At 70.2% G+C, this 26,694-nt stretch carries 23 protein-coding genes and 3 pseudogenes; 5 read left to right on the forward strand and 21 right to left on the reverse strand.

The window, feature by feature from the left end:
* Position 1: 1 nt before the first annotated feature.
* Positions 2 to 901, reverse strand: coding sequence for an NAD-dependent protein deacetylase (locus OO70_RS15930; protein ID WP_043670517.1), 900 nt, complete (start codon positions 899 to 901; stop codon positions 2 to 4).
* Between the two features lie 209 nt (positions 902 to 1,110).
* Here OO70_RS15930 and OO70_RS15935 point away from each other — a divergent pair, with 209 nt between their 5' ends.
* Positions 1,111 to 1,653: an EF-hand domain-containing protein gene (locus tag OO70_RS15935; protein ID WP_043670522.1), complete on the forward strand. Its 543-nt coding sequence runs from the start codon at positions 1,111 to 1,113 to the stop codon at positions 1,651 to 1,653.
* 18 nt (positions 1,654 to 1,671) lie between these two features.
* Here OO70_RS15935 and OO70_RS55995 read toward each other — a convergent pair whose 3' ends face one another.
* Positions 1,672 to 1,866, reverse strand: a complete 195-nt coding sequence (locus OO70_RS55995) for a hypothetical protein (protein ID WP_043670525.1) — start codon at positions 1,864 to 1,866, stop codon at positions 1,672 to 1,674.
* 180 nt (positions 1,867 to 2,046) lie between these two features.
* Between OO70_RS55995 and OO70_RS15945 the strand changes: the two genes are divergently transcribed.
* Positions 2,047 to 3,111, forward strand: a complete 1,065-nt coding sequence (locus tag OO70_RS15945) for a LacI family DNA-binding transcriptional regulator (RefSeq protein WP_051741273.1) — start codon at positions 2,047 to 2,049, stop codon at positions 3,109 to 3,111.
* A 321-nt stretch (positions 3,112 to 3,432) separates the two neighbouring features.
* Here the strand turns inward: OO70_RS15945 and OO70_RS15950 are convergent, their stop codons facing one another.
* Genes OO70_RS15950 through OO70_RS15965 form a run of 4 tightly spaced genes read right to left on the reverse strand, consistent with a single transcriptional unit; the run spans position 3,433 to position 8,084 of the window.
* Positions 3,433 to 4,824: a glycoside hydrolase family 32 protein gene (locus tag OO70_RS15950; protein ID WP_043670531.1), complete on the reverse strand. Its 1,392-nt coding sequence runs from the start codon at positions 4,822 to 4,824 to the stop codon at positions 3,433 to 3,435.
* On the reverse strand, positions 4,821 to 5,693 hold the full coding sequence (locus tag OO70_RS15955) for a carbohydrate ABC transporter permease (protein WP_043670535.1): 873 nt from the start codon (positions 5,691 to 5,693) through the stop codon (positions 4,821 to 4,823). Before OO70_RS15955 ends, OO70_RS15950 begins: the two co-directional genes overlap by 4 nt.
* 22 nt (positions 5,694 to 5,715) lie before the next feature.
* Positions 5,716 to 6,678, reverse strand: a complete 963-nt coding sequence (locus OO70_RS15960; protein WP_043670538.1) for a carbohydrate ABC transporter permease — start codon at positions 6,676 to 6,678, stop codon at positions 5,716 to 5,718.
* Positions 6,675 to 8,084, reverse strand: coding sequence for an extracellular solute-binding protein (locus OO70_RS15965; RefSeq protein WP_043670541.1), 1,410 nt, complete (start codon positions 8,082 to 8,084; stop codon positions 6,675 to 6,677). The genes OO70_RS15960 and OO70_RS15965 overlap by 4 nt, the downstream gene beginning before the upstream one ends.
* 189 nt (positions 8,085 to 8,273) lie before the next feature.
* On the opposite strand from OO70_RS15965, the gene OO70_RS15970 reads away from it, so the two are divergent.
* Complete coding sequence (locus tag OO70_RS15970; RefSeq protein WP_043670544.1) at positions 8,274 to 9,857, forward strand: glycoside hydrolase family 32 protein; 1,584 nt, start codon at positions 8,274 to 8,276, stop codon at positions 9,855 to 9,857.
* A 549-nt stretch (positions 9,858 to 10,406) separates the two neighbouring features.
* On the opposite strand, the gene OO70_RS56000 is transcribed toward OO70_RS15970, so the two are convergent.
* The 4 genes and pseudogenes from OO70_RS56000 to OO70_RS15985 all read right to left on the reverse strand — a co-directional run bounded on the left by OO70_RS56000 (position 10,407) and on the right by OO70_RS15985 (position 13,460).
* Complete coding sequence (locus tag OO70_RS56000; protein WP_234336875.1) at positions 10,407 to 10,808, reverse strand: universal stress protein; 402 nt, start codon at positions 10,806 to 10,808, stop codon at positions 10,407 to 10,409.
* A gap of 6 nt (positions 10,809 to 10,814) precedes the next feature.
* Positions 10,815 to 11,225 (reverse strand): annotated as a pseudogene (locus OO70_RS56005) (universal stress protein); the annotation flags it as partial.
* A 506-nt stretch (positions 11,226 to 11,731) separates the two neighbouring features.
* On the reverse strand, positions 11,732 to 12,502 hold the full coding sequence (locus tag OO70_RS15980) for a universal stress protein (protein WP_199827323.1): 771 nt from the start codon (positions 12,500 to 12,502) through the stop codon (positions 11,732 to 11,734).
* 277 nt (positions 12,503 to 12,779) lie between these two features.
* Entirely contained in the window at positions 12,780 to 13,460 is a 681-nt protein-coding gene (locus OO70_RS15985; RefSeq protein WP_043672525.1) for a helix-turn-helix domain-containing protein, read from the reverse strand.
* 260 nt (positions 13,461 to 13,720) lie between these two features.
* Here OO70_RS15985 and OO70_RS55355 point away from each other — a divergent pair, with 260 nt between their 5' ends.
* Positions 13,721 to 14,176, forward strand: a complete 456-nt coding sequence (locus tag OO70_RS55355; protein ID WP_051741278.1) for an STAS domain-containing protein — start codon at positions 13,721 to 13,723, stop codon at positions 14,174 to 14,176.
* Positions 14,177 to 14,496: 320 nt separating this feature from the next.
* On the opposite strand, the gene OO70_RS15995 is transcribed toward OO70_RS55355, so the two are convergent.
* Positions 14,497 to 14,910, reverse strand: a complete 414-nt coding sequence (locus OO70_RS15995; RefSeq protein ID WP_078651425.1) for an STAS domain-containing protein — start codon at positions 14,908 to 14,910, stop codon at positions 14,497 to 14,499.
* A 588-nt stretch (positions 14,911 to 15,498) separates the two neighbouring features.
* Between OO70_RS15995 and OO70_RS54610 the strand changes: the two genes are divergently transcribed.
* Positions 15,499 to 16,083, forward strand: a complete 585-nt coding sequence (locus tag OO70_RS54610; RefSeq protein ID WP_158711480.1) for a hypothetical protein — start codon at positions 15,499 to 15,501, stop codon at positions 16,081 to 16,083.
* 479 nt (positions 16,084 to 16,562) lie between these two features.
* Here OO70_RS54610 and OO70_RS16005 read toward each other — a convergent pair whose 3' ends face one another.
* From OO70_RS16005 to pflB, 10 genes and pseudogenes are all read right to left on the reverse strand, one after another.
* Positions 16,563 to 17,300, reverse strand: a complete 738-nt coding sequence (locus OO70_RS16005) for a CBS domain-containing protein (protein WP_043670554.1) — start codon at positions 17,298 to 17,300, stop codon at positions 16,563 to 16,565.
* Between the two features lie 12 nt (positions 17,301 to 17,312).
* Positions 17,313 to 17,968: pseudogene (locus OO70_RS52435) on the reverse strand (acetate--CoA ligase family protein); the annotation flags it as partial.
* A gap of 101 nt (positions 17,969 to 18,069) precedes the next feature.
* Positions 18,070 to 18,489: pseudogene (locus OO70_RS56845) on the reverse strand (N-acetyltransferase family protein); the annotation flags it as partial.
* Between the two features lies 1 nt (position 18,490).
* Complete coding sequence (gap, locus tag OO70_RS16020) at positions 18,491 to 19,504, reverse strand: type I glyceraldehyde-3-phosphate dehydrogenase (RefSeq protein WP_043670560.1); 1,014 nt, start codon at positions 19,502 to 19,504, stop codon at positions 18,491 to 18,493.
* Positions 19,505 to 19,684: 180 nt separating this feature from the next.
* Positions 19,685 to 20,557, reverse strand: coding sequence for a universal stress protein (locus tag OO70_RS16025; protein ID WP_043670563.1), 873 nt, complete (start codon positions 20,555 to 20,557; stop codon positions 19,685 to 19,687).
* Between the two features lie 5 nt (positions 20,558 to 20,562).
* A complete protein-coding gene (locus OO70_RS16030) occupies positions 20,563 to 21,585 on the reverse strand; it encodes a zinc-dependent alcohol dehydrogenase (RefSeq protein ID WP_043670566.1) in 1,023 nt (340 codons plus the stop codon).
* A gap of 23 nt (positions 21,586 to 21,608) precedes the next feature.
* Complete coding sequence (locus OO70_RS16035) at positions 21,609 to 22,514, reverse strand: universal stress protein (protein WP_043672548.1); 906 nt, start codon at positions 22,512 to 22,514, stop codon at positions 21,609 to 21,611.
* A gap of 151 nt (positions 22,515 to 22,665) precedes the next feature.
* Positions 22,666 to 23,301: a DoxX family membrane protein gene (locus OO70_RS16040; protein WP_043670569.1), complete on the reverse strand. Its 636-nt coding sequence runs from the start codon at positions 23,299 to 23,301 to the stop codon at positions 22,666 to 22,668.
* 316 nt (positions 23,302 to 23,617) lie between these two features.
* On the reverse strand, positions 23,618 to 24,364 hold the full coding sequence (gene pflA / locus OO70_RS16045) for a pyruvate formate-lyase-activating protein (RefSeq protein ID WP_043670572.1): 747 nt from the start codon (positions 24,362 to 24,364) through the stop codon (positions 23,618 to 23,620).
* Complete coding sequence (gene pflB / locus OO70_RS16050) at positions 24,361 to 26,658, reverse strand: formate C-acetyltransferase (RefSeq protein WP_043670573.1); 2,298 nt, start codon at positions 26,656 to 26,658, stop codon at positions 24,361 to 24,363. Before pflB ends, pflA begins: the two co-directional genes overlap by 4 nt.
* Positions 26,659 to 26,694 lie beyond the last annotated feature (36 nt).

Genomic DNA, 26,694 nt, shown 5'->3' on the forward strand with positions numbered 1-26,694 from the left:
CTCAGTCCGCCGGCCCGCCGACCGGGATGCCGAGTCGGTCGGCGACGGTCGTCAGGGCCGTTCCCAGCGGCAGCGCGATCCGGGTGCGGGCGTGCGGGTCGCCCCGGGTGGGGTCGCGGTTGACGATCAGCACCGGCTTGCCCTCCTGGGACGCCTGGCGGACGAACCGCAGCCCGGACATCACCGTCAGCGACGAGCCGAGGACCAGCAGCGCGGTCGACTCGCGGACCAGCCGCCGACAGTGCTCGACGCGCTGCGGCGGAACCGCCTCGCCGAAGAAGACCACGTCCGGTTTGAGGACGCCCCCGCAGTCGGCGCACGGCACGACGCGGAAGTCCCCGACCTGCGCGTCGGTGAGGTCCGCGTCACCGTCCGGGTTGATCCCGGCGGCGACCGGGTCGAAGCCCGGGTTCTCGGCCTCCAGGCGCCGGGCGAGTTCGCGGCGCGGGCTGATGGCGCGGCAGGAGAGGCACACGACCCGGTCCAGGCTGCCGTGGAGCTCCACGACTCCCTCGCTGCCGGCGGCCTGGTGCAGGCCGTCGACGTTCTGGGTGATCACGCCCGAGACGCGGGCGTCCCGGGCGAAGGCGGCCACCGCCAAGTGTCCCGCGTTGGGGCGGGCCCGCCCGAAGGTGCGCCATCCGAGGTGGCTGCGCGCCCAGTACCGGCGCCGCGCGTGCGCGCTCCCGGTGAAGTCCTGGTAGGTCATCGGGGTGTGCCGGCTCAGGCTCCCGCCCTCGCCCCGGTAGTCGGGGATGCCGGACTCCGTGGAGAGGCCCGCCCCGCTGAGCACCAGCACACCGCCGGCGCTCAGCGCGTCGACGACCGGCTCCAGGTCGGTGGTGCCCGGCAGCAGGTCCGTCGCCGCGGGGGTCCAGCTCAGGGTGGGGCGCATGCGCATGCCGCCAGGGTACGGAATCGGCGGCGACCCTCGGCGGGCGTGGACGGTTGCGGGGGAACGGTCCTCCGTCCGACGCGGGCAAACCGGCGCCCGGCGCACCGGGCGGGCTCGTGGGCGCGCGGGTACCCGCCGCGGTGAGCGCGAGCGCCGTTGCGGGGCGGCCGGCCGCGGAAAGCATGTCCTCAGTACTGCGAGTGAGGAGACATGTGATGTCCAGCGAGTTCCAGCGGGCCAAGCTCCAGGCCATGTTCGAGGCGTTCGACGCGGACGGCAACGGCTACCTGGAGGAGGCGGACTTCGTGGCCCTGGCGGACCGCTGGGGCCGACTGCCGCGAGTGAGAGAGGCATCGGAACTGGCCGCGCGCGTGGACGGCGTACTGAAGGGCTGGTGGCAGCATCTGTCGGAGACCGTGGACACGGACCGGGACGGCCGGATCGACATGGACGACCTCCTCGCCATGGTGGACCTGCTGCCGACCATCCCGGAGGCCGTCACCGCCACCGCCGACACCATCTTCGACGCGGTCGACGAGAACGGCGACGGGCGCATCTCACGCGGCGAGCACCAGCGTCTCGTCGACACCTGGCACGGGCGGCCCGTGGAGACCGGCGGTGCCTTCGACCGGCTCGACCAGGACGCCGACGGCTACCTCAGCCGCCCTGAGTTCGCCGCGCTGTGGACCCAGTTCTGGACCAGCGACGACCCTGCCGAACCCGGCAACCTGATGTGCGGCACGATCGGCGCCGGGTGAGGCACCGGCGGCAGCCGTTCAGAGTCGGTCGCGGCGAGCCGCCTGCCAGGCGAGCCGCATACGGGCCGTAGCACCGGCGAGGGTCGTCATCCGCTGGATGTGGCGCTTGATCGTGCGCCGACTGAGCCCCGTCTGACTCGCGATGGCCTTGTCCGCGATGCCCGCCACCGCGAAGAAGATCGCGGCCCGGCCACCGGGCCAGCGGGTCGGCATCGCCGGCGGACGACGTGCGTACGTCCAGTCCCAAACGGTCCCCACCCTCCGGGAAATCCGGTGATCAAATCGGATGCCCACTCTGCCGCGCCCTGAGGTTCTCCTGTGTGCCGTGGCGCTCCCCGCCGATAGGGTGGACGGTGATCGACAGGGACGGGCTGGGTGAGGGCGGCGGGCGGCGTGGGCGGTGCCGAGGAGAGCGGGAGCGCGGGCACCGGGCGCCCGACGTCACGGGACGTCGCCCGGCTCGCCGGTGTGTCGCACACCGCGGTGTCCTTCGTGTTCAACGGCCGGGCCGAGGGCAACCTCTCGCCCGCCACTCAGGAGCGCATCCGGCAGGCCGCGGCCCAGCTGAGCTACCGCCCCGACCCGGTGGCCCGCGGTCTGCGCCGTCGCCGTACGGCTGTGATCGGGCTGGTCACCGATGAGATCGCGTCCTCGCCGTTCGCCGGTCGGCTGCTGCGCGGCGCCATGGAGACCGCCTGGGACAGGGACCATCTCGTCCTCACCGTCGACTCCGGCGGTGACCCGGCCAAGGAGGACGCGGCTGTCGCGGAGCTGCTCGACCGGCGCGTGGACGGCATCATCTACGCGGCCATGTCACTGCGCCGGGTCCGCGTCCCCGAGGGCCTGCACCGCACCCACTCCGTCCTGGCCAACTGCCTGCCCGAGGACGACTCCCTGCCCGCCGTGGTCCCCGCCGAGCGCGCCGGTGGCCGTACCGCGGCCCGGCTGCTGCTCGGCGCGGGCCACCGCCGGCTCGCCCTGATCGGCGGTCTGGACGACATCGCCTCCGTGGAACGCACCCGCGGCTTCCGGGACGCGCTGCGCGCCGAGGGCGTCACCGTGCCCGCGGAGTGGATCGTGCGCGGCGGCGGGGAGATCTCCGCAGGCTACGCGGGGGCGCTGCGCCTGCTCGACGGGGTCGAGCCGGGCCGACGCCCCACTGGCGTCCTGTGCTACAACGACCGGGTCGCGGCAGGCGTCCTGCACGCCGCGACCCGGCTCGGGATCGACGTGCCCGCCGATCTGTCGGTGGTCGGTTACGACGACCAGGAGCACATGGCCGCGTTCCTCACCCCGCCGCTCACCTCGGTCGCGCTGCCGCACCGGGCGATGGGCGAGGCGGCAACCCGTCTGCTCCTGGACGCCATCGAAGCCGGCCGTACGCCGCCCGCGACCGTCCGGCGCCTGGCCTGCCCTGTGGTCAGCCGCGCCTCGGTGGGTCCGGCGCCCAGCCGATGACCGGGGCACCCGGCCCGTGCATGGTCAGTCGTGCTTTCGTGGGTGCGGCGCCCATCCGGTGCCCCGGGCGCCCGGTCCGCGTGTGGCCTGCACTCTGGTCAGCCGCGACTCCGTGGGTCCAGCCGGCCGCCCGGTGACCTGGGCACCCGGCCCACGCCCGCCCCGGCCCATGGCCAGCCCCGGCTCCGTGCGTCCGGCGCCCACCCCGTAACCCGGACACCCGGCCCGCGCCCGCCCCGGCCCATAGCCAACCGCGCCTCCGTAGGCCCGATGCCCACCCCGTAACCCGCGCACCCGACCCGCGCCTGCCCCGGCCCACGGTCAACCGCGCCCCCCTGCGTCCGGCGCCCACCCCGTGACCCGGGCCCCCGGCCCGTCGACGACCAGCTCGGCGATGTCGCCGGGGCGCCGGGAGACGCGCTCGGTGACCATGGCCCGGTCCGCGACGAAGAGTTCGAGGAGCGAGCCGTCGACGAGCAGCCGGAGTACGAGTTCCGGCGCCTTCGGCACGTGCACGGTGATCGGGGCGGAGCCTTCCCTGCCGGTCCGGGGCCAGGCGCTGCGGTCGAGGACGACCGTCCCCGAGGCGGGGTCCGCCCGGACGGTCAACTCCCGGCCCACCGCGTCCCGGAGCAGGCTCAACGTGGTCGGTTCGCAGGCGGTGACCGTCAGGTCGTACGTGTGCGGAAGCGGAACCCGGCCCGGCTCGGTGACGAACGGCTCGGCCGGGCGCAGCAGTTCGAGTTCCGGTGCCGGACTCACCCGCAGTGAACCGTCGGGGTGGACGTCGACCACCCGGGGTGCCGTGAGTACGCCCGCCCATCCGGCCCGGTCTATCTCCTCCTGCGGGCGGGACTCCCACGACCAGCCCCACAGCAGTGCGCGGTCCGGCTCCTGGAGCACGGCGGGGGCGTAAAAGTCCCGTCCCTGGTCGAGTCGGCCGCCGGTGCGTGGCTCAAACCTCAACTCGCCCTTGCCATCAGCCTCCAGACTGCCCGTCAGATATCCCGTGGAGCAGGGATCTCCGTCCCACAAGGAGACCAGAAGTACGTACTCGCCGCCCGCCGTCCGGTACAGGTGCGGGCACTCCCAGCCCACCGACTTGTCGCCGAACACGCCCGCGGCCACCGGGTCCTTGCCGTCCAGCAGCACACCGGCGAACCGCCAGTCGGTGAGGTCGTCGCAGTCGTAGAGCAGGACCGACGGCGTGCCGTCGGCGTGCCCGGCGCCGACGAGCGCCCAGCGCCTGTCCGCGTGGCGGAAGACGAACGGGTCGCGGAACATCACGACGTCCAGGCCCGGCGGCGGCCCGGCCACCACCGGTGTCGGCAGCGGCTTCCACTCAGTCAGCCGCTCGTCGTCCGGGTCCGCCGCCCGTGCCAGGCAGATGGTGCCGAGTCCGGTGTGGGCATGGTCAACTCCCGTGTATACGGCGGTCGGTGTGCCGGCGTCGTCGGTCACGCAGCCCGACCAGCAGCCGGCCTCGTCGGGGCCGCCCGGCGTCGGAGTCAGCGCGATCGGGTGGTGCTCCCAGCGCGCGAGGTCGGCGCTGGAGGCGTGACCCCAGTGGACGTTCGCGTGCACCGGTGCGTCGGGGTTGTGCTGGTAGAAGAGGTGGTAGCGGTCCCGCCAACGGAACGGCCCATTGGGGTCGTTGATCCAGCCGGCGGGCGGACGGACCCTGAAACGCGGCGCGTTGGGGTCATTGCTCAACGGTTGACTCCTGCCGAGGTGATGCCCTCGCGGAGAGGGCGCTGGCCGACGACGAACACGGCGAGGGCGGGGAGCATCGAGAGCACGACCCCGGCCAGGACCACCGAGATCGACCCGGTGCCGAGGTTGCCCTGCAGGGAGACCAGACCCAGCGGAAGCGTGTAGTTCTGGCTGGAGGTCTCCAGGATCAGCGGGCGGAAGAACTCGTTCCAGTGGTAGTTGAAGGCCAGCACGCCGACGATCGCCAGGCCGGGCGCGGCCAGCGGCGCGTACACCGAGCGGAAGATCCGCCAGGTCCCCGCGCCGTCCAGCATGGCCGCCTCGCCCAGGTCCTTCGGCATACCGAGGAAGTACTGGCGCATCAGGAACGTGCCGAAGGCCGTCGGGAAGGCCGGGATGATCAGGCCGAGGAGCGTGTCGGTGAGGCCCATCGACTTCAGCACCAGGAACACCGGCACGATGGTGACCTGCAACGGCACCATCATGGTCGCCAGGACCAGGCCGAAGAGCGGCTTCTTGAAACGGAACTCCAGGCGCGCGAAGGCGTATCCGGCCAGGCCCGCCGTGATCATCTGGCCGACGGCGATCAGTGCCGTCACGAGAGTGGAGTTCAGGGCGAGCAGCCATACGTCGATCTGATCGAAGACCCCGCGGTAGGCGGCGGTCGTCGGGTGCGTCGGGATGATCTGCGGGGGCAGGTCGAAGGACTGGGCCGGAGTGCGCAGCGAGGTGGAGACGGTCCAGATGACCGGGCCCAGCGTCAGCAGGGCGCACACGGTCAGTACGGCGATCCGGGTCCAGGGGGCGAGGGAGTGTCGTACGCGGCTCAGGGTCGGGGTTGCCTTCAGGGTCGGGGTTGCTTGGCTCATAGCGCTCATGCGGCTCACCGGCTCACTGGTAGTGGACGAAACGCCGGCTGAGCCGGAACTGGACGGCGGTGACCGCCATGATCAGCGCGAAGAGCAGCACGCCCACCGCGGATGCCTCGCCGAAGTCGAGCTGCTCGAAGGCCCTCTCGTAGATCACCATCACCACGGTGCGGGTGGCGTCGCCGGGTCCGCCGTCGGTGAGGACGTAGGGCTGTTCGAAGACCTGGAGGGCGTTGATGATGCCGACCACCGACGCGACGAGCAGTGTCGGCGACAGCAGCGGCAGGGTGATGCCGAGGTGCTTGCGCAGGCCGGTCGCGCCGTCGAGGGCGGCGGCCTCGTGGATCTCCTTGGGGATGTTGTTCAGACCGCCGACGAACAGCAGGAACGAGAAACCGAATTGCTGCCATACGTAGACCAGGACCACCGTGGCCATCGCCGCGTGCTCCGAGGTCAGCCAGGGCACGGGCGCGATGCCGACCAGGCCGATCAGCCAGTTCACCACCCCGAAGTCCTGGTTGAACAGGTACTTCATCACCACCGAGATCGAAGCGGCGGACAGCACCAGCGGGAAGAAGAACGCCGAACGGAACAGCGACCGCAGCCACCCCGGCATCCGCCCGTTCAGCGCGAGCGCCAGCGACAGTGCGATCAGCAGTTGCAGCGCGACCGCGAGGACCATGAAGAGGAGCGTGTTGCGGAAGGAGACCAGGACGGTCGAATCCGTGAAGGTGGTGCGGTAGTTGGCGCCGCCGGCGAAACGGGGCGGGTCGATCACGTTCCAGTGGAACAGGCTCAGCACGATCGACCCGATGATCGGCACCACCGTGAAGACGACGATGCCGACGACCGTGGGCGCCAGGAACAGCGCGGCCAGCAGCCGGGAGCCGCGGTCGCGGACGGACGGCCGTACGGCGGCGGTTGGCGCGGCGGGCCGCGAACGTGCGGCAGTTACCTGGGAGTTGGGGATCTGAGTGTTCGTCATATCTCACGCTCCATGGCCCGCTCCAGGTCGCCCTGCATCCTGCGCAGCGCGGGACCCACCGCACGCGGCGAGGCCAGCGCGGTGCCGGTGTACTTGAGCAGGACGTCGGTCACCTCGGCGACCTGCGGCGGCGCGGGGATCGGGCCGGTGTCGGGGAACCGGTCGAGGGTGTCGTAGAAGACCCGCCAGTGCGCCGGGCCGCTCTCGGCGTAGCGTGCGGCGTTCAGCATCGAACGCCGGGCCGGGGTGGTCTGGTTGCTCTTGAACAGCATGGTCATGGTGTCCTTGCGGGCCGCGTACTTGATGAACTCCCAGGCGGCTTCCTGCTTCTTCGAGGTGCGCAGCAGCGCGTAGCCCGCCGCGCCGAACTGGTGGCGCTGGGTGCGCCAGCGCGGGAAGTACTGCACGTCGTAGCCGTCGGCCCGCATGCCGGCCTGCTGCAGGCCGCCCGCCCAGAAGCCGCCCGCCGGTGTGACGCCGACGCGGCCGGTGGAGAACACGCCGACCAGATTGCTGCCGTTGCCGCCCTCGGGCCGGGTGCACAGGTCCTCCTGGACGAGGGAGGCGAGATAGTCGTACGCCTCCTCGACCCGGTCGGCGGTGGCCTGCGGGGTGCTCCAGCGGAAGCCGCCGCCGCGTCCCTTGCGGTCGGCGGCCGGGTAGAAGCTGTCCCACAGCCAGGAGCCGCCGGGCGCCTTCGACTCCTTCAACAGGTTCGTGCCGTTCGCGAAGAGCCAGGGCACCACGCCGCCCCACAGCCGGTTGGTCCAGAAGTACGGCGTGAAGTGCGCACCGCCGGTGCGTTTCATCTCCCGCAGCAGCGCGGTGAAGTCGTCGCGGCTCCAGTCGGCCGCCGGGAAGCCCGCGCCCGCCCGCTTCAGCACCTGTTTGTTGAGGTAGATGTCGGCGGCGTTGAACTCCATGGGGAGTTGGTAGAGGTGCCCCTCGTACATCATCGACTCGACCAGCGAGGGGTGGACGTCGGCGAAGTACTCACGCAGTTCCGCCGCGTCCCGCCGCACCCAGTGGTCCAGGGCCACGCCGAGCTTCTGGGCGAACAACTGCACGCCCTCGGTGGCCACATACACCAGGTCGGGGGCGGTACCCGCGGCGATCTGGGTGAGGATCTTCGCGAAGAAGTCCGACCAGTCGACGGCCTGCACCGCGTTCACCCGCAGCGGGATGTCGGGGTGGAGCCGGTGGAAGCCCTTGGTGAGGGCGTCGATGGTGGCCGGGTCGAAGGCGGCGCCGAGGGTGGCGACGACGAGGGAGCCGTCGTCACGGCCGGGGATGTCGGCTCCCGTGAGCCGGTCCCAGCTCGCGGCGGTCCCGGCCAGGGCGGCTGCTCCGGCCCCGTACGCGCCGTACCGCAGCAGCGTGCGGCGGGGGATGTGCGAGTCAGTCATCAACGGGCCTAACTCGTGTTAGTTCAGGGGTGATGCCCCAGATGATGGAAACCGGGCAGCAGCCCTGTCAAGGGTCGGGAACGCTTGACCTTTAACGAGTTAGGTCTACAGTCCTCGTTCGCAGGAGCCGATTTTCCACGCCCTTGCTCTGCTCTACTCCGTGAGCCGCCACGAGAGGAACGATGCGTCATGCCCGGAACATCGGGGATTTCCAGGAGATCACTGTTCGCAGGATCGGCGGCGGGTACCGCCGTCGCACTGCTGCCCACCGGAACGGCCACTGCCGCCCCGAAGCCCAGGCCCAAGGCCGAGGGCGCCGCCAAGTCCGCGGTGACCGGGGCGAGTTACCGTGCCGCGTACCACTTCACGGTCCCGGACCACTGGAAGAACGACCCGCAGCGGCCCGTCTGGATCGACGGCGAGTACCGCTACTACTACCTCTACAACGCCGACTACTTCACCGGTGTCGTCGGCACCGCGTGGCGCCTGGCCACCACCACGGACCTGGTCTCCTTCACCGACCGCGGGGTCGCCGTGCCCAAGGACACCACGCCCAACGGCGATCTCTGGTCGGGTTCGGCGGTGGTCGACACCGGCAACACGGCCGGATTCGGCGCGGGCGCGGTCGTCGTCATCGTCACCATGTCCCCCGGCGGCGGCACCGACGACCAGGAGCAGTTCCTGTACTACTCGACCGACGGCGGTCTCACCTTCACCAACTACGGGACCGCCCCCGTCCTGCCCAACCCCGGCGTCGCCGACTTCCGCGACCCCAAGGTGATCCGGGACGAGGACCGGGGCCGCTGGGTGATGGCCCTCGCCGAGAACGACAAGATCGGTTTCTACCACTCCGACAACCTCAAGTCCTGGACGTACGTGGGCGGTTTCGTCCACGACGGCATCGGCGTACTGGAGTGCCCCGACCTGTTCCGCATCACCGCCGGCGACGGCACCGTGAAGTGGGTGCTCGGCGCGAGCGCCAACGGGAAGGGCTCGGGGCTGCCCAACACGTACGCCTACTGGACGGGTTCCTTCGACGGCAGCGCGTTCACCGCCGACGCGAGTGACCCGCAGTGGCTCGACCACGGCTGGGACTGGTACGGCGCCGTCACCTTCGAGAAGCGGAACGCGAGCGGCGCGGTGGACGCGGCAGCCCGGTACGCGATCGGATGGGTGAACAACTGGGACTACGCCAACACCACCCCCACCATCGACTGCGACGGCTTCAACGGCACCGACTCCATCGTCCGCGAGATCACCCTGGAGAAGGCGTCCGACAACACCTACTACCTCGCCTCCCAGCCCGTCGCCGGCCTCGACTCTCATGTCTCCCGCACCGTGAACCTGGGCGACGTGACCGTGGACGGCACGAAGGTGCTCGACTACACCGGTATCTCCTACGAGGTGACGACCGAGCTCACGTGGTCCCAACTCACCGGCGCCGGCCTCCAGTTGAGGCGTTCACCCGACGGCGGTCGGCACATCGACGCCGGGATCTACGCCGACTACGCCTTCCTCAACCGACGCAACACGGTGAACGCCGACACGTCCGGCAAGTGGCAGGAGAGCCACACCCCGTTCGACCCGTCCGCCGGCACCGTGAAGCTGCGCATCCTGGTGGACCGCACGTCGGTGGAGATGTTCGTCGACGACGGCCGCTATGTGCACACCAGCCAGGTGTTCCCGTACCTGCTGGACACCCGGCTCGCGCTGTTCACGATCGGCGGCAGCGCGGTGTTCCGCAACACGGTGATACGCGAGTTCTCGATGTGAGGCAGGCCAACGGAATCGACGCCTCGCCTGCGCGGACCCCTCAATCCCCGGCTCTCGCGTAACCTGCGGCGCAGCACGGGCGCCGGAGACGGAAGTGCACGCACCCCCGCCCCGGCCCACCCCATCGGTGCGTCTCAGCAGGTCAACGCACTCTCCCCCGCGGCTTCAACGCCACCGGCGGCAGTTCGGGAGCCGGCAGCGGATCACCGTCAGCATCCGAACCGTCACCCATGGGCGCAATTTGCCCGTAACTGTCAGTTTCAGGCGCTGGGGCTTCCCGCTGCGGTCAACTCGTCGCCGCATGCCTTCTCTCCGGCACCGGCACTCGTCACAACACCCCACGGTCGATCGGCGCATCGTGCAGCACGCCCGGTGCGACAACACGAAGATGGACCGGTCAAGCGTCGCGCTTCGGCGCCGGTACTCCCCGAGCCGTACGCCCGACTCCGTACCTGCTGCCCGACGCTGCTGTTCTGCGATCCAGACCGGCACATCCTGGATCGCTGGTCAGTACATGAGACGGGGTCAGGCGGCAACGTCGCCGCCCGGTCACCCCTTCTTCGAGCGGATCACGGCAACGGGGCAGTCCGCGTGGTGCAGTGCCGCCCGGCTGACCGGGCCCAGCAGTGCACCCGCGAGGCGGTCCCGGTTTCGCGAGCCGACCACGACGAGTTGTGCTCGGGTGCTCGCCTCGACGAGCGCCCGGCAGAGGCTGCCTCGGACACGGGCACGGTGCATGGTGACGTCCGGGTACTTCTCGCTCAGCACGGACAGAGCGTCGGCGAAGCCGTGGTGCGACCGGCTGTTCCACGTGGTCGTCCTGTCCAGCACGACCAGGTTCGCGCCACGGGCCGACGCCTCGGCGTAGGCGAACTCCGCCGCTGCCCAGGCCTCCTGCGTGTGGCCGCCGGCCAGCACGACGGCGCCGGCCGGGTCGGGCCTGCCTCGCACCACCAGTACCGGAGAACGTCCATGGGCTGCCAACTGCCCAGCCACCGAGCCGGCTCGCAGTGAGCCGGACCTACCCGGCAGACGGCTGCCGACCACGACGAGCGACGCCTCACGGGATCCGGATTCCAGCACCGTCACGGGGGAACCCAGGAGGACCTCGTGCGTCACACGGACATGGGGCGCGGCACGAAGGGCCCATCCCTCGGCCTCGGTCAACGCGCCCCTCACCTCACGGCACGCCCCGGCCCCACCTCGATCCCAGGGTGGAACGCCGGACGGCACATGGGCCGACGACCACTCAAACGCGTGCGCCAACCGGAGCTCCACCCCGATCCGTTCGGCCTCGTGCGCCGCGGCCTCCACCGCCGCCATTCCCGACTGCGAGCCATCGACTCCTACCACGACCGGGCCGCTCATGACGGTCCTCCCTTTCCCTCGCGCAGTCTCAGAACCTGGGCGCCTCGCTCAGCGGTTCGCCGACGGGCACCGCGTGCCGCCTGGTCCGCGACCTTGCGGCGTCGGGCTCGGCAGCCCCGGTCTTGCTTCCCAGGCCTCAAGACTCGCGCTCGGCGCCACACCCCCGACAGGGCCGGATGGGTCCCTGAAGCGCGCCGTCCGGCCCCGCCACCCCGTTCCGTCCGGTCGCCGCAGGCCCTCGTCGGCGTGTGGAGCGCGAAAGCACCGAGGCGCCGCGGCTGTTGGGCAGCGTGTCGTGGGGGACCATCGTCTTCACCCGGCGCGCGTTGTCGACCGAGCGCCTGGTCAACCATGTTCTGTACTACGGGACATCGTCATCCGTATCCACGAGGGGTCCGTCCAGCTCATGGCCGATCCCGGTGAACTGGCCCGCTGTCAGGCGTTGTTGCGGCCTGGGTGGCAACGACTGTGGAACGAGCAGACGATCCGTGTCCGCCCTGACGTGGTCACCGGCATCCGGTGGGGACGACGACCACGGGGCAGTGCGAGTGGTGCAGGAGAGTGCGCGCGACCGGCCCCAGGTGTCCGCCGCGTCCGCTGCCCGGCCGGTGCGATCCGATGACCACGACGACGGCATCCCGGGTGGCCTCGACCAAGGCGTGCGCCGGGGCGGTGTGGACCGTCCGACTCTCCACCGCCACCCTCGGGCGGCTCCGCTGTCCCGGGCTCATCGCCGGTATCAGCAAGGGCAGTTCGGGACTCGTGTGCCGATGCGTCGAGGATTGCAGGACACGCAGGCGCGCGCCGCGCAGTTCCGCCTCCTCAAGGGCGTAAAGGGCCGCCTCTGTGCTGGTGTCGCTCGCCAGGCCGAGCAGCACATCGCGGCGATCGTCGTGCGGGCATTCCCCGCGTACGACCAGCAGCGGACCGTGCGCCTGCGCGGCCAGCCGTGAACTCACCGCTCCGCACACGAGGTTGGCCAGTCCACCGAGTCCCCGTGGGCCGACGACCGTGAGCACCGCGTCCGCGCTCTCGCGGACCAGCGCCCGCACGACGCCGTCGGCTACGGCCTTGGTCTCCACGGACACACCGGGGTGCCGCTCCCGCACGCGCGAGCCGGAGGACGCGAGAACCGGGCCGGCTTCGTCGCGGTCGGGCACCGCGTACACCACGCGCAGCGCGATGCCGCGCCGTGCCGCTTCCTCCGCGGCCTGGTCCAACGCCCGTACGGAGACCAGTGAGCCGTCTACTCCGACGACCACGTGTGGGACAGTCATGAGCCTGCTTCCCTTCTGCGCGCTCAGGGTGTGCCCAGGACGTGTGCCTGGGGCAGGAGGCGCCGAAGGCGGGTCCGCGGCGGACCAGGGGCGCCGCCCGACGATCCGGGCCGGAGTGCCTCCACCGACGATGTTCGTCGCCCGCCGACCGACGGGGCAGGAGCCATGAGTACTCGTCAGAACGCCGAACGGCCCCTTGGAACAGGGCCGTTCGGCTTGCGACGTGGGGAGGCGGGAGTGCCGCCCGCCCGGACCGTGCCGGACGACGACGTCTCCCTCACACGGTGATCCGGCGTCCCGTGACCACCTGCGGTTCGACCCGCACCCACAGTTCGCGCTCGCCTCCCGCCCACGGCCTGCTGTGGGCACCGTCCTCGAGCCGGCGTGCCTCGGCGGGGTCCGTCACCGCTCGCCCACGCCCCCGCACGAGGACACTCCAGCCCCGGCTGAACGCGTCGTCGATGCGGTCGACTTCGAAGGCCACCCGACGGCCGACGGCCAGCGAAGGCGTCGCGCCGGAGGCCGTCCGGAACACGATCGCGCCATTGACGACGCTGTAGTTGACCGGCACGACGACAGGTCCCGAACCGGTTGACACCGCGATCCTCCCGACCCCGTGTGTGCCGAGCAGGAACCTGCACTCGCCCGTGCTCAGCTCCGTGAACTCGGGGCTGCGAGCGGCCTGTTCAAGCCCGGGCGGCAGATCGACGGCTGCGCCCGCGAGTTCCGACACCGTGGTCTCCAGGACGTCGGCCAGGCCGAGGAGCGCATCCCTGCTCGGTGCGGCGCCGGGGTGCTCCTCCAGGTACTTGAGGTAGCTGGTCGCCATGCCCGCCCGGGTGGCCGCCTCCGGGAGGGTCAGGCCCAGTTGTGCGCGCCGGGTGGCGAGGCGGCGCCCCAGGTCGCCCAAGGGTCGTTCCGCCGACGTATCGGTGTTGGTCCGTGTCTGTTCGGGCATGGTCATCACGTCCCTCGGCTTGCTGATGGTCAGGGGCGGAATCTCGGCTGCCAGTACGAGTCCGGCGTCCCGCTCGCGCCGGGTTCACCCCGCACGTCCAGCTTGACCTGAGTGCGAGGCGGACCGCTTGGGCCGGTCGGGCCATCGTCCCGACCGGACGGGCCCTGCTGAGCGCGGCATGTACCGGGGCCTACCTGGCCCAACCTCCAGGGACCGATAGGCACTTCCGCACGGACTTCCACTGAGGCTTCGATCTCACCATGCCCGAAAACCACACGAGGTCCGCACCGTCGCGCACCGTACGCAGCATCGACGGGGCGACCGCCATGACGTGGCACGGCGGGATCGACCTCGTGACGGCGATCCCGCCGACGTCCCACCTCGACGCCCTGACCTCGGGCCCACACCCCGATCCGGCGCTCGGCCTGCGGTCCGTGTCCTTCATCGACTGCTCCGGGCTCAGTGTCCTGTGCCGGACCCGGAACCGGGTCCGCGCGCGCAGCGAGCCCACTGAACTTCGGGTGACAAGATCCCGGCGCGGGTCCGCCGTACCGCCGAATCCCGCAAAGGAAGCCGCCCTAGCGGGCTTCCCAGGCGCCCTGGCCGAGCTCGTCCTCGCTGACGCCGTTCAAGGTGTGAGGACCGTGGAGCCGAAGTGGGTGTGGACCGTGCGGCGTATCAAGTTGGTTCGCGGGACTCCCGAGCACGAGGGCTGAGCGGTGTGTGCGAGGCTCAGGATGTCTTCCCATCACCGGCTCGCACTCGCCCCGTCCTCACCGCCCGCCCGGAGCTGCGTTGTCGGCGATGCGGCTCCTGCCGCTCACAGTGGTCGGACAGTCACTGCGACCCGGGGGCAGGGGGCGAAAGATGTGGGCCCGCAAGAAGACGAAGGCCCTGCCCAGGGAGCGCATATCAGGGCGGGGTAATGGCGGCAGGACGTGATTCGGCCGATGCCGGCGGCGGGCCGGTCCGCGATCGTGATGCGACTCGTCGGCATTGCTTGAAATTCCCTGCCGGCTAAGGGCTGTTGGTGGGTTCACCGTCTGTGGTTCAGGGCGTCTTCCAGGGTGGCGAGAGGCTCGAAGAGCGTGTGGAGTCCGGCGACTTTGAAGATCCGCAGGTGCCAGGCACGGACACACACCAGCGCCAAGTGGCCGTCACGTTCCAGGACCCTGCATCGGGTTCTGCAGAGCAGACCGAGGGTCGCACAGTCGAGGAACTCCACGGGTCGCAGATCCACGATCACGCGGACACCGTGCCGGGCAGTAACGGCGTCGGTATGCGCCTGGATCTCAGGGATGTTGCTCAGGTCGATGGCTCCGCGGAGCTTTATCACGGTGACACCGCGGTCAAGGTAACTTCTCGCGTGTCGGCACGGGGGCGGAAGGAGCCCCGCCAGTGAGTTGCTTCGGGGCTGGGTGGAGTCCGGGTGCCCGTCGTTGATGCCCATGGCGGTTCCTCATGCGAGACCCTCAGAGTCCGGGAGTGGATCGTGGGACGGTCACCGGGGGCTCGGGCAACGCTCAACCACCCTAGAAGCAAGGGGAGATGCGAGACGGTCAGATCCTGGCGAGTCATCCCTTCGAGTGAATGAGGCTTGCGCTGGGGCGATAGACCGGTCCGGTTCAGGCTGCGTTGCGTACCGGGCAGAACGAGCTGATCGTTGACGCGAGCGTGCCCGTCAGGGACGGAAGGCTCGGTAGGGCGCCAGGGCGGGGCAGACAGAACGGCACGGAGTAGGCGTCGCTGCGGACGGCGACCTGCCCTGAGCAGGTGACCTGCGGGGTGAACCACCGGCCCGTCTCGAACACCTCACGCGACCGCGGCCGCATGGGCGACTGTTCCTGCGCGAAGTACTCGCCGCCCGTGCGGGGCCCGCGAACACAACCGGCGCTCCTCGTCGGCCACGTCCCACTCATCGACAAGTTCATTCGACTCGGCCGGCGAGGCGACAACAGGGACTGGGACGAAGTGGTGACGAACTCCGGGGTACAGAGGGACACTTGAAACTTGCCGTAGTTGCGTTCCTGGGAGGGATGTGGATCTCGCAGATGGCTTCTGGGACGGCAGCGGCTCCGCGCTGCTGGGTTCACTGCTGTCTGGCACGCTCGCCGTCGGCACGTTTTACGCAACGAGATGGCACGAGAGGAAATCCGCACGCGAACAGCTGGCGTTTGGAGCTGCTGAGGATCTTGCCGCGGGGCTACTCGAAGTCCACGCCGCCTTCAACCCACAACCGTGGCAGCCGCCTCGCGGTGACTGGTCCACGTTATGGCAGGCGGCGGACAAGTTCGGCGACATGTGCATTGTCCGGTTTTCGGGGCTCTCTGAACCCAAACTCCGCATGGCTGTAGCTGATACCTACAACTTGGTGTTCGAGGCCCTCGGGGTCATGCGCAAGCAGGCTTCCTCGGACCCGGGAGATGTAGCTTCCGTCGACACCGACGCGATGGTTCGCGAGATGCTCGACTACATCGAACTCGTGGTAGGTGCACTGATCAACTGGCGCAGCGGATTCAAGGCAACGAGACCAGATGTTCCCAACGCCAGTTGGCGGGGGCTCACTGATGAACCTTTGCCACACTTCACACACCAAGATCAGCGCATGCGTCGCCGACGTTGAACCCGGGGTCGCGCACGATGGCCAGGGCCCGGCAGATGCGTTTGCGGCACGAACATCGCCTCCGTCCCCACTCCGGCCTGTCAACGGATCTCCCTGCGACGCCCCTTCACGTGGACACGGACGACGGGACATGAGAAGCCGTCCTCCTCATGCTCCTCGACCAGCCGGTCGAAGATCCGCTGTGCCGTGGGCCGCTGCTTGGACGGAGTATTCAGGTCCGCCCGCAGTTCCCGTCGATCAACCGCTTCCACGGATCGAGCCTGGACTCCTTGCGCCGCTGCCTCTTCCGTGGCTCCGGCCCTGCCCGTCCGGGGCCCGCCGGACAGCGAACCGACTTCGCAAACTCGGTCACGCAGTGACTCCCACAGTCTGTTCAAAACGACTTCAACTCTCGTGTGCAGCCGGCCATCCGCGCGGTCGATCCGTTGGTCGTCCCGTTTGCCACCCGCGCCTTGCCGGTCATGATGGTCCGCCTCGGCTCACAGCCGGCGCAGCCGGTCGTCGCTCACGCTGTGCAGTGCCTGTTCCTGTTCGTCGGACCGCACCCGTGCGTCGTCCAGCCGGTGGGTGAGTTTGTCGACCACGGCGACCACGCCGTCGATCTGGCGGGTCATCGAGACGGCGATGTCCGTCTCGCTCCTGCGCTCCAACCGGCCGGTGAGGGTGACGACTCCTTCCGTCACGGAGACGTCGATGCCGTGGGGCGGCACCCACAGGGTGCGCCCCAGCACGTCCTGGACAACCTCGTCATGGATCTCCGCGTCGGGCCGCAGGAAGACCTGGAGCAGGTCCCGTCGGGTGACGATGCCGACGAGCCGGTCCGCCTCGTCGAGAATCGGCAGCCGCTCGACGCGATGCCGGGCCATGGTCCGGGCGGCCTCGACGACGGTGTCGTCGGCGTGCACGGTGACCGGCGGCTCGGTCATCAGCCGCCCAGCCGTACGGGCTTCGGGCTTCGCGGCCTGCTGCCGGCCGCCGCGGGTCAGCGCGGCGAACCGCCGACGGCGCGGGGGTTCGTAGGGGTCGGGGGTCGTCGCCCGGCGGACCATGAGGTCCGTTTCGGAGATGACGCCGATCACCTTGTCGTCCTCGTCGACGACGGGCAGTCCGCTGATCCGGTGGGCGGCGAGCAGTCGCGCCACCTCCTTGAACGGGGTGCCGTATTCGGCTCGGACGACGTCACTGGTCATCACGGAGCCGACCTTGTTGTGCTTCATGGCTGTTCCTCCTCAGCGGAGTCGGCGCGGGTAGGGGTCGTGGGGCGGGCGCTGCAGCAGGCGGACGTATGCGTCGAGCACGGTGACCTGGTCCGGTGCCGCGAGGACCGGGTTGAAGTCGGCCTCGGCGAGCTGCGGCAGGTCGCTCGCCATGCGGGACAGGCGCAGCAGCAGTTGTTCCAGGGCTTGTAGGTCTACGGGGCCGCTGCCGTCCGCGCAGAACAGCAGCGGGGCGTGATCAGGTCGTGCACGTCGTGGTCGGTGAGCGGGGCGAGCCGCGCCGCCTGGTCGGCTAGTACCTCGGGTGCCGTACCGCCGAGTCCGAACAGGACGAGCGGTCCGAAGACCCCGTCCTGGACGACGCCGACGAACAGTTCGGTGCCGCGGGCGGCGAGCGGCTGTATGACCACCCCGGTCATCAGTCCCGCGAACCGTGTCTCCAAGTCCCGGAAGGCGGCGCGTACTTGGGAGTCGCCCCGCAGGTCGAGGTGGAGTGCGTGTTGCTGCGTCTTGTGCACGAGGCCGGGCCAGTGGGCCTTCATGACCACGCGTCCGTCGAAGCCGCGCAGCCGCTCCGCGGCCAGGGCGGCGTCGTTCTCGGTCTCGGCCCAGGCCCACGGGATCTGCGGGATGCCGTAGCAGGACAGGAGGTCGGCGCAGGTGCGCGGGTGCCGTCGAAGCGGCGCTCCGTGCGCAGCCCGAGGTCGGCGAAGAGGCAGAGCACCTCGTGGTTCTCGCTGAGTGCGTCGGCGGTGAAGGTGACGATGCCCTCGGCGCGGGCCGCGGAGACCAGGTGCTCGACGAGCAGGGTGCCGACACCACGGTGGTGCAGGCCGTCGGAGACGGCGATGGATGTCTCCGCGGAGTCCTTGTCGTCGCCTCCCGTGTCGTATTCGGCGAGGCCGATGACCCGGCCCTGGGTCTCGGCCAGCAGGGCGCGATAGCCCGGGTGGGTCTGGGCGCCGGCCGCCAGCAGCGCGTGGACCGGGGATCGGTTGAGTACGTCGTCCGTCATCAGGCGTCTCCTCCAGGGCTTTGTCTCGGCACTTCGAGCATCCAGCGGATCAGCGAGGGGGCCCGTGGGCTGTCCGGGGTGTATCGGGGGCCGGTCGGCCCAACCCTTTCCGCCGGTCGTCCGTGACATGCGGAGGGGACCGGCGTCCCATGGCGCCGGTCCCCTCCGGGGCATGTCAGTCGTCGGCGACGAGAGCCGTGAGGTCGAGGAGCCGGTTGGTGTAGCCCCACTCGTTGTCGTACCAGCCGAAGACCTTGACGAGCGTGCCGTTGGCCTGGGTGAGGGCCGGGTCGAAGATGCAGGAGGCGGGGTCGCCGATGACGTCACGGGACACGATGGGGGCCTTCGACACCCGGAGAATTCCCTGGAGCTGCCCCTCGGCGGCCACGGTGAACGCCTCGTTGACCTCGTCCGCGGTCACCTCCCGGTTCAGGACCACGGCGAGGTCGGTGAGCGAGCCGTCCTCGACAGGGACTCGGACGGCGATACCGTCCAGCGCCCCCGCCAGCTCCGGTATGACGAGGCCGACCGCGCGGGCGGCTCCGGTGCTGGTCGGGATGATGTTCAGTGCGGCCGAGCGGGCCCGGCGCAGGTCCTTGTGCGGGCCGTCGAGGAGGGACTGGTCGTTGGTGTAGGCGTGGATGGTGGTCATCATGCCGCGCTCGACACCGAAGGCGTCGTGGAGCACTTTCATCATCGGGGCGACGCAGTTGGTGGTGCAGGAGGCGGCGGAGACGATCCGGTCGCGGTGACGGTCGTACGTCGCGTCGTTGACTCCCATCACGATGGTGGCGTCCACGTTCTTGCCGGGCGCGGACAGCAGCACGGTGTGCGCACCGGCCTTCAGGTGCAGGGCGGCGGAGTCGCGGTCGCGGAAGCGGCCGGTGGACTCGACGACGACGCCGACGCCGTAGTCGGACCAGTGCAGGGCGGCCGGGTCGCGTTCGGCGCTGACGGCGATGCGCCGGTCGTCGACCGTGATCGAGCTGTCGTCGTGGCTCACCTCGCGTCCGATGCGGCCGAACGTGGAGTCGTACTCCAACAGGTGGGCCAGGGTGGCGGGTGAGGCGATGTCGTTGATCGCGACCACCTCGATGTCCTGGGTGCCCGCCTCGGCGCGGTCGAGGGCAGCGCGCAGATAGGTGCGGCCTATGCGGCCGAAGCCGTTGATGCCGACTCGTACGGTCATGACGGTGAACTCCTTTTGGTGAGTGGTCGGTTGAGGCGTTCCAGAGCTGGTCCACGACCTCGGGCAGATCGACGCAGTGACGCCAGGTGGTGCGTACGGCCTCTGGACACTTGTCGAGAACCTGGTCGACGAGGCCGGGTCCGGGTGCGAGAAGCCGCCGTGCCCCGGACCCTCCGGCGGTCACACCCGCTCGGGCACGATCACGACCGGGCAGGTGGAGTGGTGCAGTACCCCGTGGGCCACCCGGCCCAGTTGGAGCCCGTAGTGCCCAGCGCGGCGCTTGGCTCCGACAACCAGGAGGTCGGCGTCCCGCGAGGCGTCCACGAGCACGGTCCGGGTGCGGCCTTCGACCGTACGGCGGTGTGACGCGACATCGGCGGGAGCGTCCTGGAGCGCCGCTTCCAGGGCTTCCACCGCCTGCTGCTCGTGCAGTCGGGCGGGTTCTCCGGCGAGCAGTGGAAGATCGGTGCTCTCGCGCGCGGGCCACCGCCAGGCCCGTACGGCGTCCACCGGCACCCCACGCCGCCGCGCCTCCTCGAAGGCGAAGCGCACCGCCGCCGAACCTGCCGGCTTCTCTCCGACACCCACGACCACACGGCCGTGTGTTCCGGTCCGGGCCTGGTTGTCGTGGTTGCCGCGCACGACGACCATCGGACACTGCGCGTGCCCGGCCACGACCAGGCTCACGGAACCCAGCAGCGCCTCGGCGAGCCCGCTGCGACCACGAGTGCCCGTCACCAGCAGCGAGGCGGTCCTGCTCTCCCGCACCAGCGCGTACTCGGGTTCCTCGGGCAGCACGTCGGTGGAGACCTTCACGTCGGGCTGTCGGTGGCGAGCGCGTCGGGCTGCCGTATCGACGATGTCCTCGGCCCGCACCTGCTCGGACGGCTTGTTCAGGTCCGTGGCGAGCGAGGTGCCCTCGTACCGTTCCCACAGCGAGGCGTAGACCACCCGCAGCGGGATCCCGCGCAGTACGGCCTCGTCGGCAGCCCAGTCGACGGCTCGCAGGCTGGGCTCGGAGCCGTCGACGCCGACGATGATCGGGAGGTCCATCGTCCTCACCGTCCCTTACCGAGGTCGAAGACGATCCGGGCCCTGACGTCGCCGCGCAGCACGTCGGCGATGGATTCGTTGACGGTGTCCAGCGGGCGGGTCTCGCAGATGACCTTGGTCCGGCCGGCCGCGTGCAGTTGGAAGACCTCGGCGAGGTCCTGCCGGGTGCCGACGATCGAGCCGATCACCGACGTGCCGTTCAGCACGGTGTCGAAGATCGGGACCTGGATCGTGCCGTGTGCGGGCAGGGCGACCATGACGAGCTTCCCGCCGCGCCGCAGACCTGAGTTGACGGCGGCGAACGCGGCCTCGTTCACGGACAGGGCGATCGCCGCGTGCGCACCGCCGTGCCGCTTGAGGACCTCTCCTACGTCGTCCTTGCGGGCGTCGATGACGAGGTCCGCGCCGAGCGCGGTGGCGAGTTCGAGCTTCTCGTCGGTGACGTCGATCGCGGCGACGGTGGCCCCGGCGATCTTCGCGTACTGCACCGCCAGGTGTCCGAGTCCGCCGACACCGGAGATCGCGACGAGCTGCGCGGGCCGGACACCCGCGACCTTGAGCGCCTTGTACGTGGTCACGCCGGCGCAGGCCAGCGGGGCGGCGTCCACGGCGGTCACGCCGTCGGGCACCGGCTGGGCGAAGTCGGCCCAGGCCAGCATCTTCTCGGCGTACCCGCCGTCGCAGCCGTAGCCGGTGTTGATCTGCTGCTCGCACAGCGTCTCCCAGCCGGACAGGCAGTGCTCGCACCGTCCGCAGGCCCAGCCGAGCCACGGCACGGCCACCCGCTGCCCGACGGACAGGTGGGTGACGCCGTCGCCGAGCTTCTCGACGAGGCCGACGCCTTCGTGGCCGGGGACGAACGGCGGGATCGGCTTGACGGGCCAGTCGCCGTGGGCGGCATGGATGTCGGTGTGGCACAGCCCGGAGGCCTCGACGCGCACGCGGACCTGGCCGGGGCCGGGTTCGGGGTCGGGGCGGTCCTCGATGACCAGGGGTTCGCCGAAGGCTCGTACGACCGCTGCCTTCATGGTTGCTGCTCCTCAGGTGTGGGTCAGTCGTGCGGGACGACGGCGACGGGGGCCGTGGAGTGGTGCAGGACGGCGTGGGTGACGGAGCCGATGTGGGCACCGAGCGGGCCGCGCCGGACGCGGCGGCCGACGACGACCAGAGATGCCTCACGGGAGGCGTCGACGAGGTGGTTGCCGGGGGTGCCGTAGGGGCACTCCTCGGTGACCTCGGTCTCCGGGAACTTCTCCGTCCACGGGCGCAGGACCTCGGTGAGGGCGGTGGATTCGCGCAGTGCCAGGGCATCCTGCACTTCGAGGTCCACGGGCAGGCCGTAGGCGTAGTAGGCGGGTGGGTTCCAGCCGTGGACGACGCGAAGTGAGGTGCTGCGGCGGGCGGCCGCGGCGAACGCGAACCCGATGAGTTCGTCGTCGGGGCTCTCGATGTCGAGGCCGAGGACTACGGGCCGGAACGGAATCGCCGCGGACCGGATGCCGACCGGGTCCGTCTCGTGTTCGTCGGCGGCCTGCTCCCCCGCACGGACGAACACGACCGGCCGGTCGGCATGAGCCACGACGGACAGCCCGACCGAGCCGACCATGAACCCGCCGACCCCGCCCAGTCCACGGGAGCCGAGAACGAGCAGCTCCGCGTCCTTCGCGGCGCTCACCAGTACGTCGGCGGGCCGGCCGGAAAGCTGTTCAGCGGTCACCTCAACGCCGGGATGGCGCAGCCGGATGCCTTCCGCCGTCTCGCGGGGAATCCGCTCGGTCCAGTACTGCTGCCTCTCGGCGCCGAGCAGCGGTGCCTGCGCCATGGGCGCCGGTACGGGCTCCCAGACCTGAACGAGCTTCAGCGGCAGGCCGAGCAGCCGTGCCTCGCGGGCGGCCCACTCGACCGCCGCCCGGCTCTCGGCGGAGCCGTCGAGGCCGACGGTGACGGTGCGGGTCATGGTGTCCACCTTCTGGATCGGGGTCCTGATTCGAGCTTGGTCCTCGGATGAGGCGCCCGGCATGGGCCGCAGGTCCCTGCATGGGACCGAACGGCCCTGGCCGGTGTTCGGCGCGGCGGGCTCACCGACGAGCCCGCCGCCCCTCCCGCGATCAGCGCAGCCAGTGGCTACGGCGGACCAGCGGGAGCTTGGCCCAGAGCCTGCCGAGGCCGAGGGTGTCGCTGGCGGAGACAGCGGCCAGGGCGATCAGGGCGACGGCGTAGATGAGGTGGTAGTCCACGAACGGGTTCGGCGACATGCTCGGCGAGCCGTCCGAGAGGTGCTGGGCGGGCGGCCATTCGGCCAGCCACATGAACGCCATCATCAAAGTGCCCGCGACGGCCGCGAAGCGCAGTGCGACACCGGCGACGAGCGCGGCCCCGACCCCGAGCAGACCGAGCATGAACAGCCAGTCGACCCAGCCGGCACCGGCCCAGGAGTGGAACGTGGACTCCATCGGACCGGCGGCCACGCCGCTCAGGAAGCCTTTCGTCGGCGAGCCGCCGTCGGTCCAGCCCTTGCCGGAGGGGGTGGCGTAGCCGAGGCCGAAGGTCTTGTCGAGGAAGGCCCACAGGAAGACGAACCCGGTGAGCAGGCGCAGGGACGCGAAGGCATAGGCCCGGGCGACGTGGGTGTCGCTGTGTGCCGACACGGTGGGCTCGGAGACGGCGGCGGGGGCGGTCCGGTTGCTGCGCGAGGACGGCAGGTGGAAGCCCTGGCTGGGGTGAGGGGTCTCGTGAACGGCCATGGTGGTGATCCCTTCGGGGAGAGTGGGACTGTCGTCCGGTCGGTGTCCGACGTTCCTCACTCTTGTCTCGCGGGGCGGCCGGCGCCGGATGCCGAAGGTCCGTGGCCGCGGGGCTGAACGGCCCTGTCTCCAGGGACTGTTGGGGTGCGTGCCCGGCATCCGGCGCCTCGGACACACCTCACCTGTCACGGCCTGGTGCCCGGAGCCGTCGCCCTCCTCGGCTGCGGGGCAACCTGCCGGCCGGCGTCACCGGGGCCGCGTACCTGGGGCCGCAGGTCTCAGTGCCCTCGGGCGCTACACCACCCTGGTGTCGCGATCAGTAGGCCGACAGACCGTGCGCCCGGAACTGTTGACGGACACGTTCGACCAGTTCGGGAGTGGGGACGGGACTGTCGCGCAGCGGGAACGGTACGCCGAGGGCCTCGTACTTCGCGGCGCCCAGCTTGTGGAACGGCAGGATGTCCACGCGGTCGACCGAGCCGAGTCCCGCGACGAAGTCGGCAAGGCCGTCCACGGATTCCGCGTCGTCCGTCCAGCCGGGTACCAGGACGTACCTGATCCACATGCGGACGCCGAGCCGGTCGAGGCGGGTCGCGAAGTTCAGGGTGGGGGCGAGTGCGCCGCCTGTCAGGTGGCGGTAGGTCGTGAGGTCGAAGGACTTGATGTCCAGGAGCACCAGGTCGGTGTCGGCGAGGAGTTCGTCGGTGGCGCGGGCACCGAGGAAGCCCGAGGTGTCGAGGGCGGTGTGCAGTCCGGCCTCCTTGCAGCGGCGCAGGATCTCGCTGCTGAAGGCGGACTGGAGCAGCGGCTCGCCGCCCGTGAGGGTCACGCCGCCGCCGGCGATGGTGATGAAGGCGCGGTACTTCTCGATCTCCGCCATCACCTCGTCGACCGTCGCCTCCCGCCCGTCACGCATGTGCCAGGTGTCGGGGTTGGCGCAGTACAGGCACCGCAGCGGGCAACCGGAGACGAAGAGGACGAACCGGGTCCCGGGGCCGTCCACGCCGGTGGACAGGTCCCAGGAGTGGATCCGGCCGGTCGTCACGGCCCGGACGGTGCTCACAGCGATCCGTGGAAGGTACGGCTGATCACGTCGAGCTGCTGCTCACGGGTCAGGCGGACGAAGTTGACGGCGTAACCGGAGACGCGGATGGTCAAGTCCGGGTACTTGTCCGGGTGTTCCATGGCGTCCTGCAGCGTGGAGCGGTCAAGTACGTTCACGTTCATGTGGAAGCCGCCCGCCGCCATGTAGGCGTCGAGGATGCCGACCAAATGCCCGGCGCGTTCCTCGGGGCGGTGGCCGAGTCCCTCCGGGGTGATGTTCGTCGTCAGCGAGATGCCGTCACGGGCCTGTTCGTACGGCAGCTTGGCGACCGAGAGCATGGAGGCGGCGACCCCGTGCCGGTCGCGACCGTTCATCGGGTTGGCGCCCGGAGCGAAGGGCACTCCGGTGCGTCGGCCGTCGGGAGTGTTGCCGGTGTGCTTGCCGTAGACGACGTTCGAGGTGATCGTCAGCACCGACTGGGTGTGTTCGGCGTTCCGGTAGGTGGGGTACTGGCGCACCTTCGCCATGAAGGACTCGACGAGTCCTACGGCAATGCTGTCGGCGCGGTCGTCGTTGTTGCCGTAGGCGGGGAAGTCGCCCTCGGTGCGGAAGTCGACGGCGAGGCCGGTGGCGTCCCGGAACACCTTCACCCGTGCGTACTTGACGGCGGACAGGCTGTCCGAGGCGACCGACAGACCGGCGATGCCGCAGGCCATGAACCGGTGCACCGGATAGTCGTGCAGCGCCATCTCGATGCGCTCGTAGGCGTACTTGTCGTGCATGTAGTGGATGACGTTGAGCGCGTTGACGTACGTCCGGGCCAGCCAGTCAAGGACGCGGTCGTACGCCGCCGCCAACTCGTCGTAGTCCAGGTACTCCCCGGTGAGCGCGGGCATCTCGGGTGCGACCTGTTCGCCGGTCATCTCGTCCCGGCCGCCGTTGACCGCGTACAGCAGCGCCTTGGCGAGGTTGACGCGGGCGCCGAAGAACTGCATCTGCCGGCCGACCTGCATCGCCGACACGCAGCAGGCGATCGCGGTGTCGTCGCCGGTGCGCGGGCGCATCAGGTCGTCGGACTCGTACTGGACGGCGCTGGTGTCGATGGAGACCTGAGTGCAGAACTCCTTGAAGGCGCAGGGCAGTTGGGGCGACCACAGGACCGTCAGGTTCGGCTCGGGCGCCGGGCCGAGGTTGTACAGCGTCTGCAGGAAGCGGAAGGAGGTGCGGGTGACCAGCGTGCGCCCGTCCTCACCCATGCCGCCGATGGACTCCGTCACCCAGGTCGGGTCGCCGGAGAACAGGGCGTCGTACTCGGGGGTGCGCAGGAACCGTACGATCCGCAGCTTGATCACGAAGTCGTCGATCAGCTCCTGGGCACGCGACTCGTCCAACACGCCTTCGTCCAGGTCCCGTTGGAGGTAGACGTCAAGGAAGGTGGAGGTGCGGCCGAGCGACATCGCGGCGCCGTTCTGCTCCTTAACGGCGGCGAGGTAGCCGAGGTAGAGCCACTGCACGGCCTCGTGGGCGGTGGCGGCGGGCCGGGAGACGTCGCAGCCGTAGGAGGTCGCCATCCGCGTCAGCTCGCCCAACGCCCGTGTCTGCTCGGCGAGTTCCTCCCGGTCCCGGATGACCTCGGTGGAGGACGCACAGGCGTCGAGCAGGGCCCGCTCGGCCTTCTTGGCCTCGATCAGCCGGTCCGTGCCGTACAAGGCCACGCGCCGATAGTCGCCGATGATCCGGCCGCGGCCGTAGGCGTCGGGCAGACCGGTGATGATGCCCGCCTTGCGGGCCGCCCGCATTTCGGGGGTGTACGCGTCGAAGACACCGTCGTTGTGGGTCTTGCGGTAGGTGCCGAAGACGCGCGTGACGAAGGGGTCGGGTTCGTAGCCGTATGCCTTCAGGCTGTTCTCGACCATGCGCAGGCCGCCGTTCGGCATGATCGCGCGCTTCAGCGGGGCGTCGGTCTGTAGGCCGACGATCAACTCCCGTTCGCGGTCGATGTATCCGGGCGCGTGCGAGGTGATCGTGGAGGGGGTCTTGGTGTCGATGTCGAGGACGCCCCGGCTGCGCTCCTCCGGGAACAGGGCGCTGACCTTCTCCCACACGGCTCGCGTCCGATCGGTGGGACCGGTCAGGAAGGACGCGTCGCCCTCGTACGGCGTGTAGTTGGCCTGGATGAAGCCGCGCACGTCGACGCTCCCCCAGCCTTCGGCCGGGGGGACCCCCATCTCGCTTCGCTCGCGCCACGGCGTGCCGGCGAAGCCGTGCCATGCCTCGGTTGCGCGCGTTCCCGTTGTCACTGTCGCTGTCATCGCCGGTTCTCTCCCTTGCTCCGCACGGGGATGTCT

The sequence above is a fragment of the Streptomyces xylophagus genome, assembly GCF_000716435.1.
Classification (GTDB): Bacteria; Actinomycetota; Actinomycetes; order Streptomycetales; family Streptomycetaceae; genus Streptomyces; species Streptomyces xylophagus.

Bases quoted from the DNA above. Each gene is read 5' to 3' on its own strand.
- OO70_RS15930 (WP_043670517.1), bottom strand. From the start codon at position 901: ATGCGCATGCGCCCCACCCTGAGCTGGACCCCCGCGGCGACGGACCTG.
- OO70_RS15935 (WP_043670522.1), top strand. From the start codon at position 1,111: ATGTCCAGCGAGTTCCAGCGGGCCAAGCTCCAGGCCATGTTCGAGGCG.
- OO70_RS55995 (WP_043670525.1), bottom strand. From the start codon at position 1,866: ATGCCGACCCGCTGGCCCGGTGGCCGGGCCGCGATCTTCTTCGCGGTG.
- OO70_RS15955 (WP_043670535.1), bottom strand. From the start codon at position 5,693: ATGAGCCAAGCAACCCCGACCCTGAAGGCAACCCCGACCCTGAGCCGC.
- OO70_RS15960 (WP_043670538.1), bottom strand. From the start codon at position 6,678: ATGACGAACACTCAGATCCCCAACTCCCAGGTAACTGCCGCACGTTCG.
- OO70_RS15965 (WP_043670541.1), bottom strand. From the start codon at position 8,084: ATGACTGACTCGCACATCCCCCGCCGCACGCTGCTGCGGTACGGCGCG.
- OO70_RS15970 (WP_043670544.1), top strand. From the start codon at position 8,274: ATGCCCGGAACATCGGGGATTTCCAGGAGATCACTGTTCGCAGGATCG.
- OO70_RS15980 (WP_199827323.1), bottom strand. From the start codon at position 12,502: ATGACTGTCCCACACGTGGTCGTCGGAGTAGACGGCTCACTGGTCTCC.
- OO70_RS15985 (WP_043672525.1), bottom strand. From the start codon at position 13,460: ATGCCCGAACAGACACGGACCAACACCGATACGTCGGCGGAACGACCC.
- OO70_RS55355 (WP_051741278.1), top strand. From the start codon at position 13,721: ATGCCCGAAAACCACACGAGGTCCGCACCGTCGCGCACCGTACGCAGC.
- OO70_RS15995 (WP_078651425.1), bottom strand. From the start codon at position 14,910: ATGGGCATCAACGACGGGCACCCGGACTCCACCCAGCCCCGAAGCAAC.
- OO70_RS16005 (WP_043670554.1), bottom strand. From the start codon at position 17,300: ATGAAGCACAACAAGGTCGGCTCCGTGATGACCAGTGACGTCGTCCGA.
- gap (WP_043670560.1), bottom strand. From the start codon at position 19,504: ATGACCGTACGAGTCGGCATCAACGGCTTCGGCCGCATAGGCCGCACC.
- OO70_RS16025 (WP_043670563.1), bottom strand. From the start codon at position 20,557: ATGGACCTCCCGATCATCGTCGGCGTCGACGGCTCCGAGCCCAGCCTG.
- OO70_RS16030 (WP_043670566.1), bottom strand. From the start codon at position 21,585: ATGAAGGCAGCGGTCGTACGAGCCTTCGGCGAACCCCTGGTCATCGAG.
- OO70_RS16035 (WP_043672548.1), bottom strand. From the start codon at position 22,514: ATGACCCGCACCGTCACCGTCGGCCTCGACGGCTCCGCCGAGAGCCGG.
- OO70_RS16040 (WP_043670569.1), bottom strand. From the start codon at position 23,301: ATGGCCGTTCACGAGACCCCTCACCCCAGCCAGGGCTTCCACCTGCCG.
- pflB (WP_043670573.1), bottom strand. From the start codon at position 26,658: ATGACAGCGACAGTGACAACGGGAACGCGCGCAACCGAGGCATGGCAC.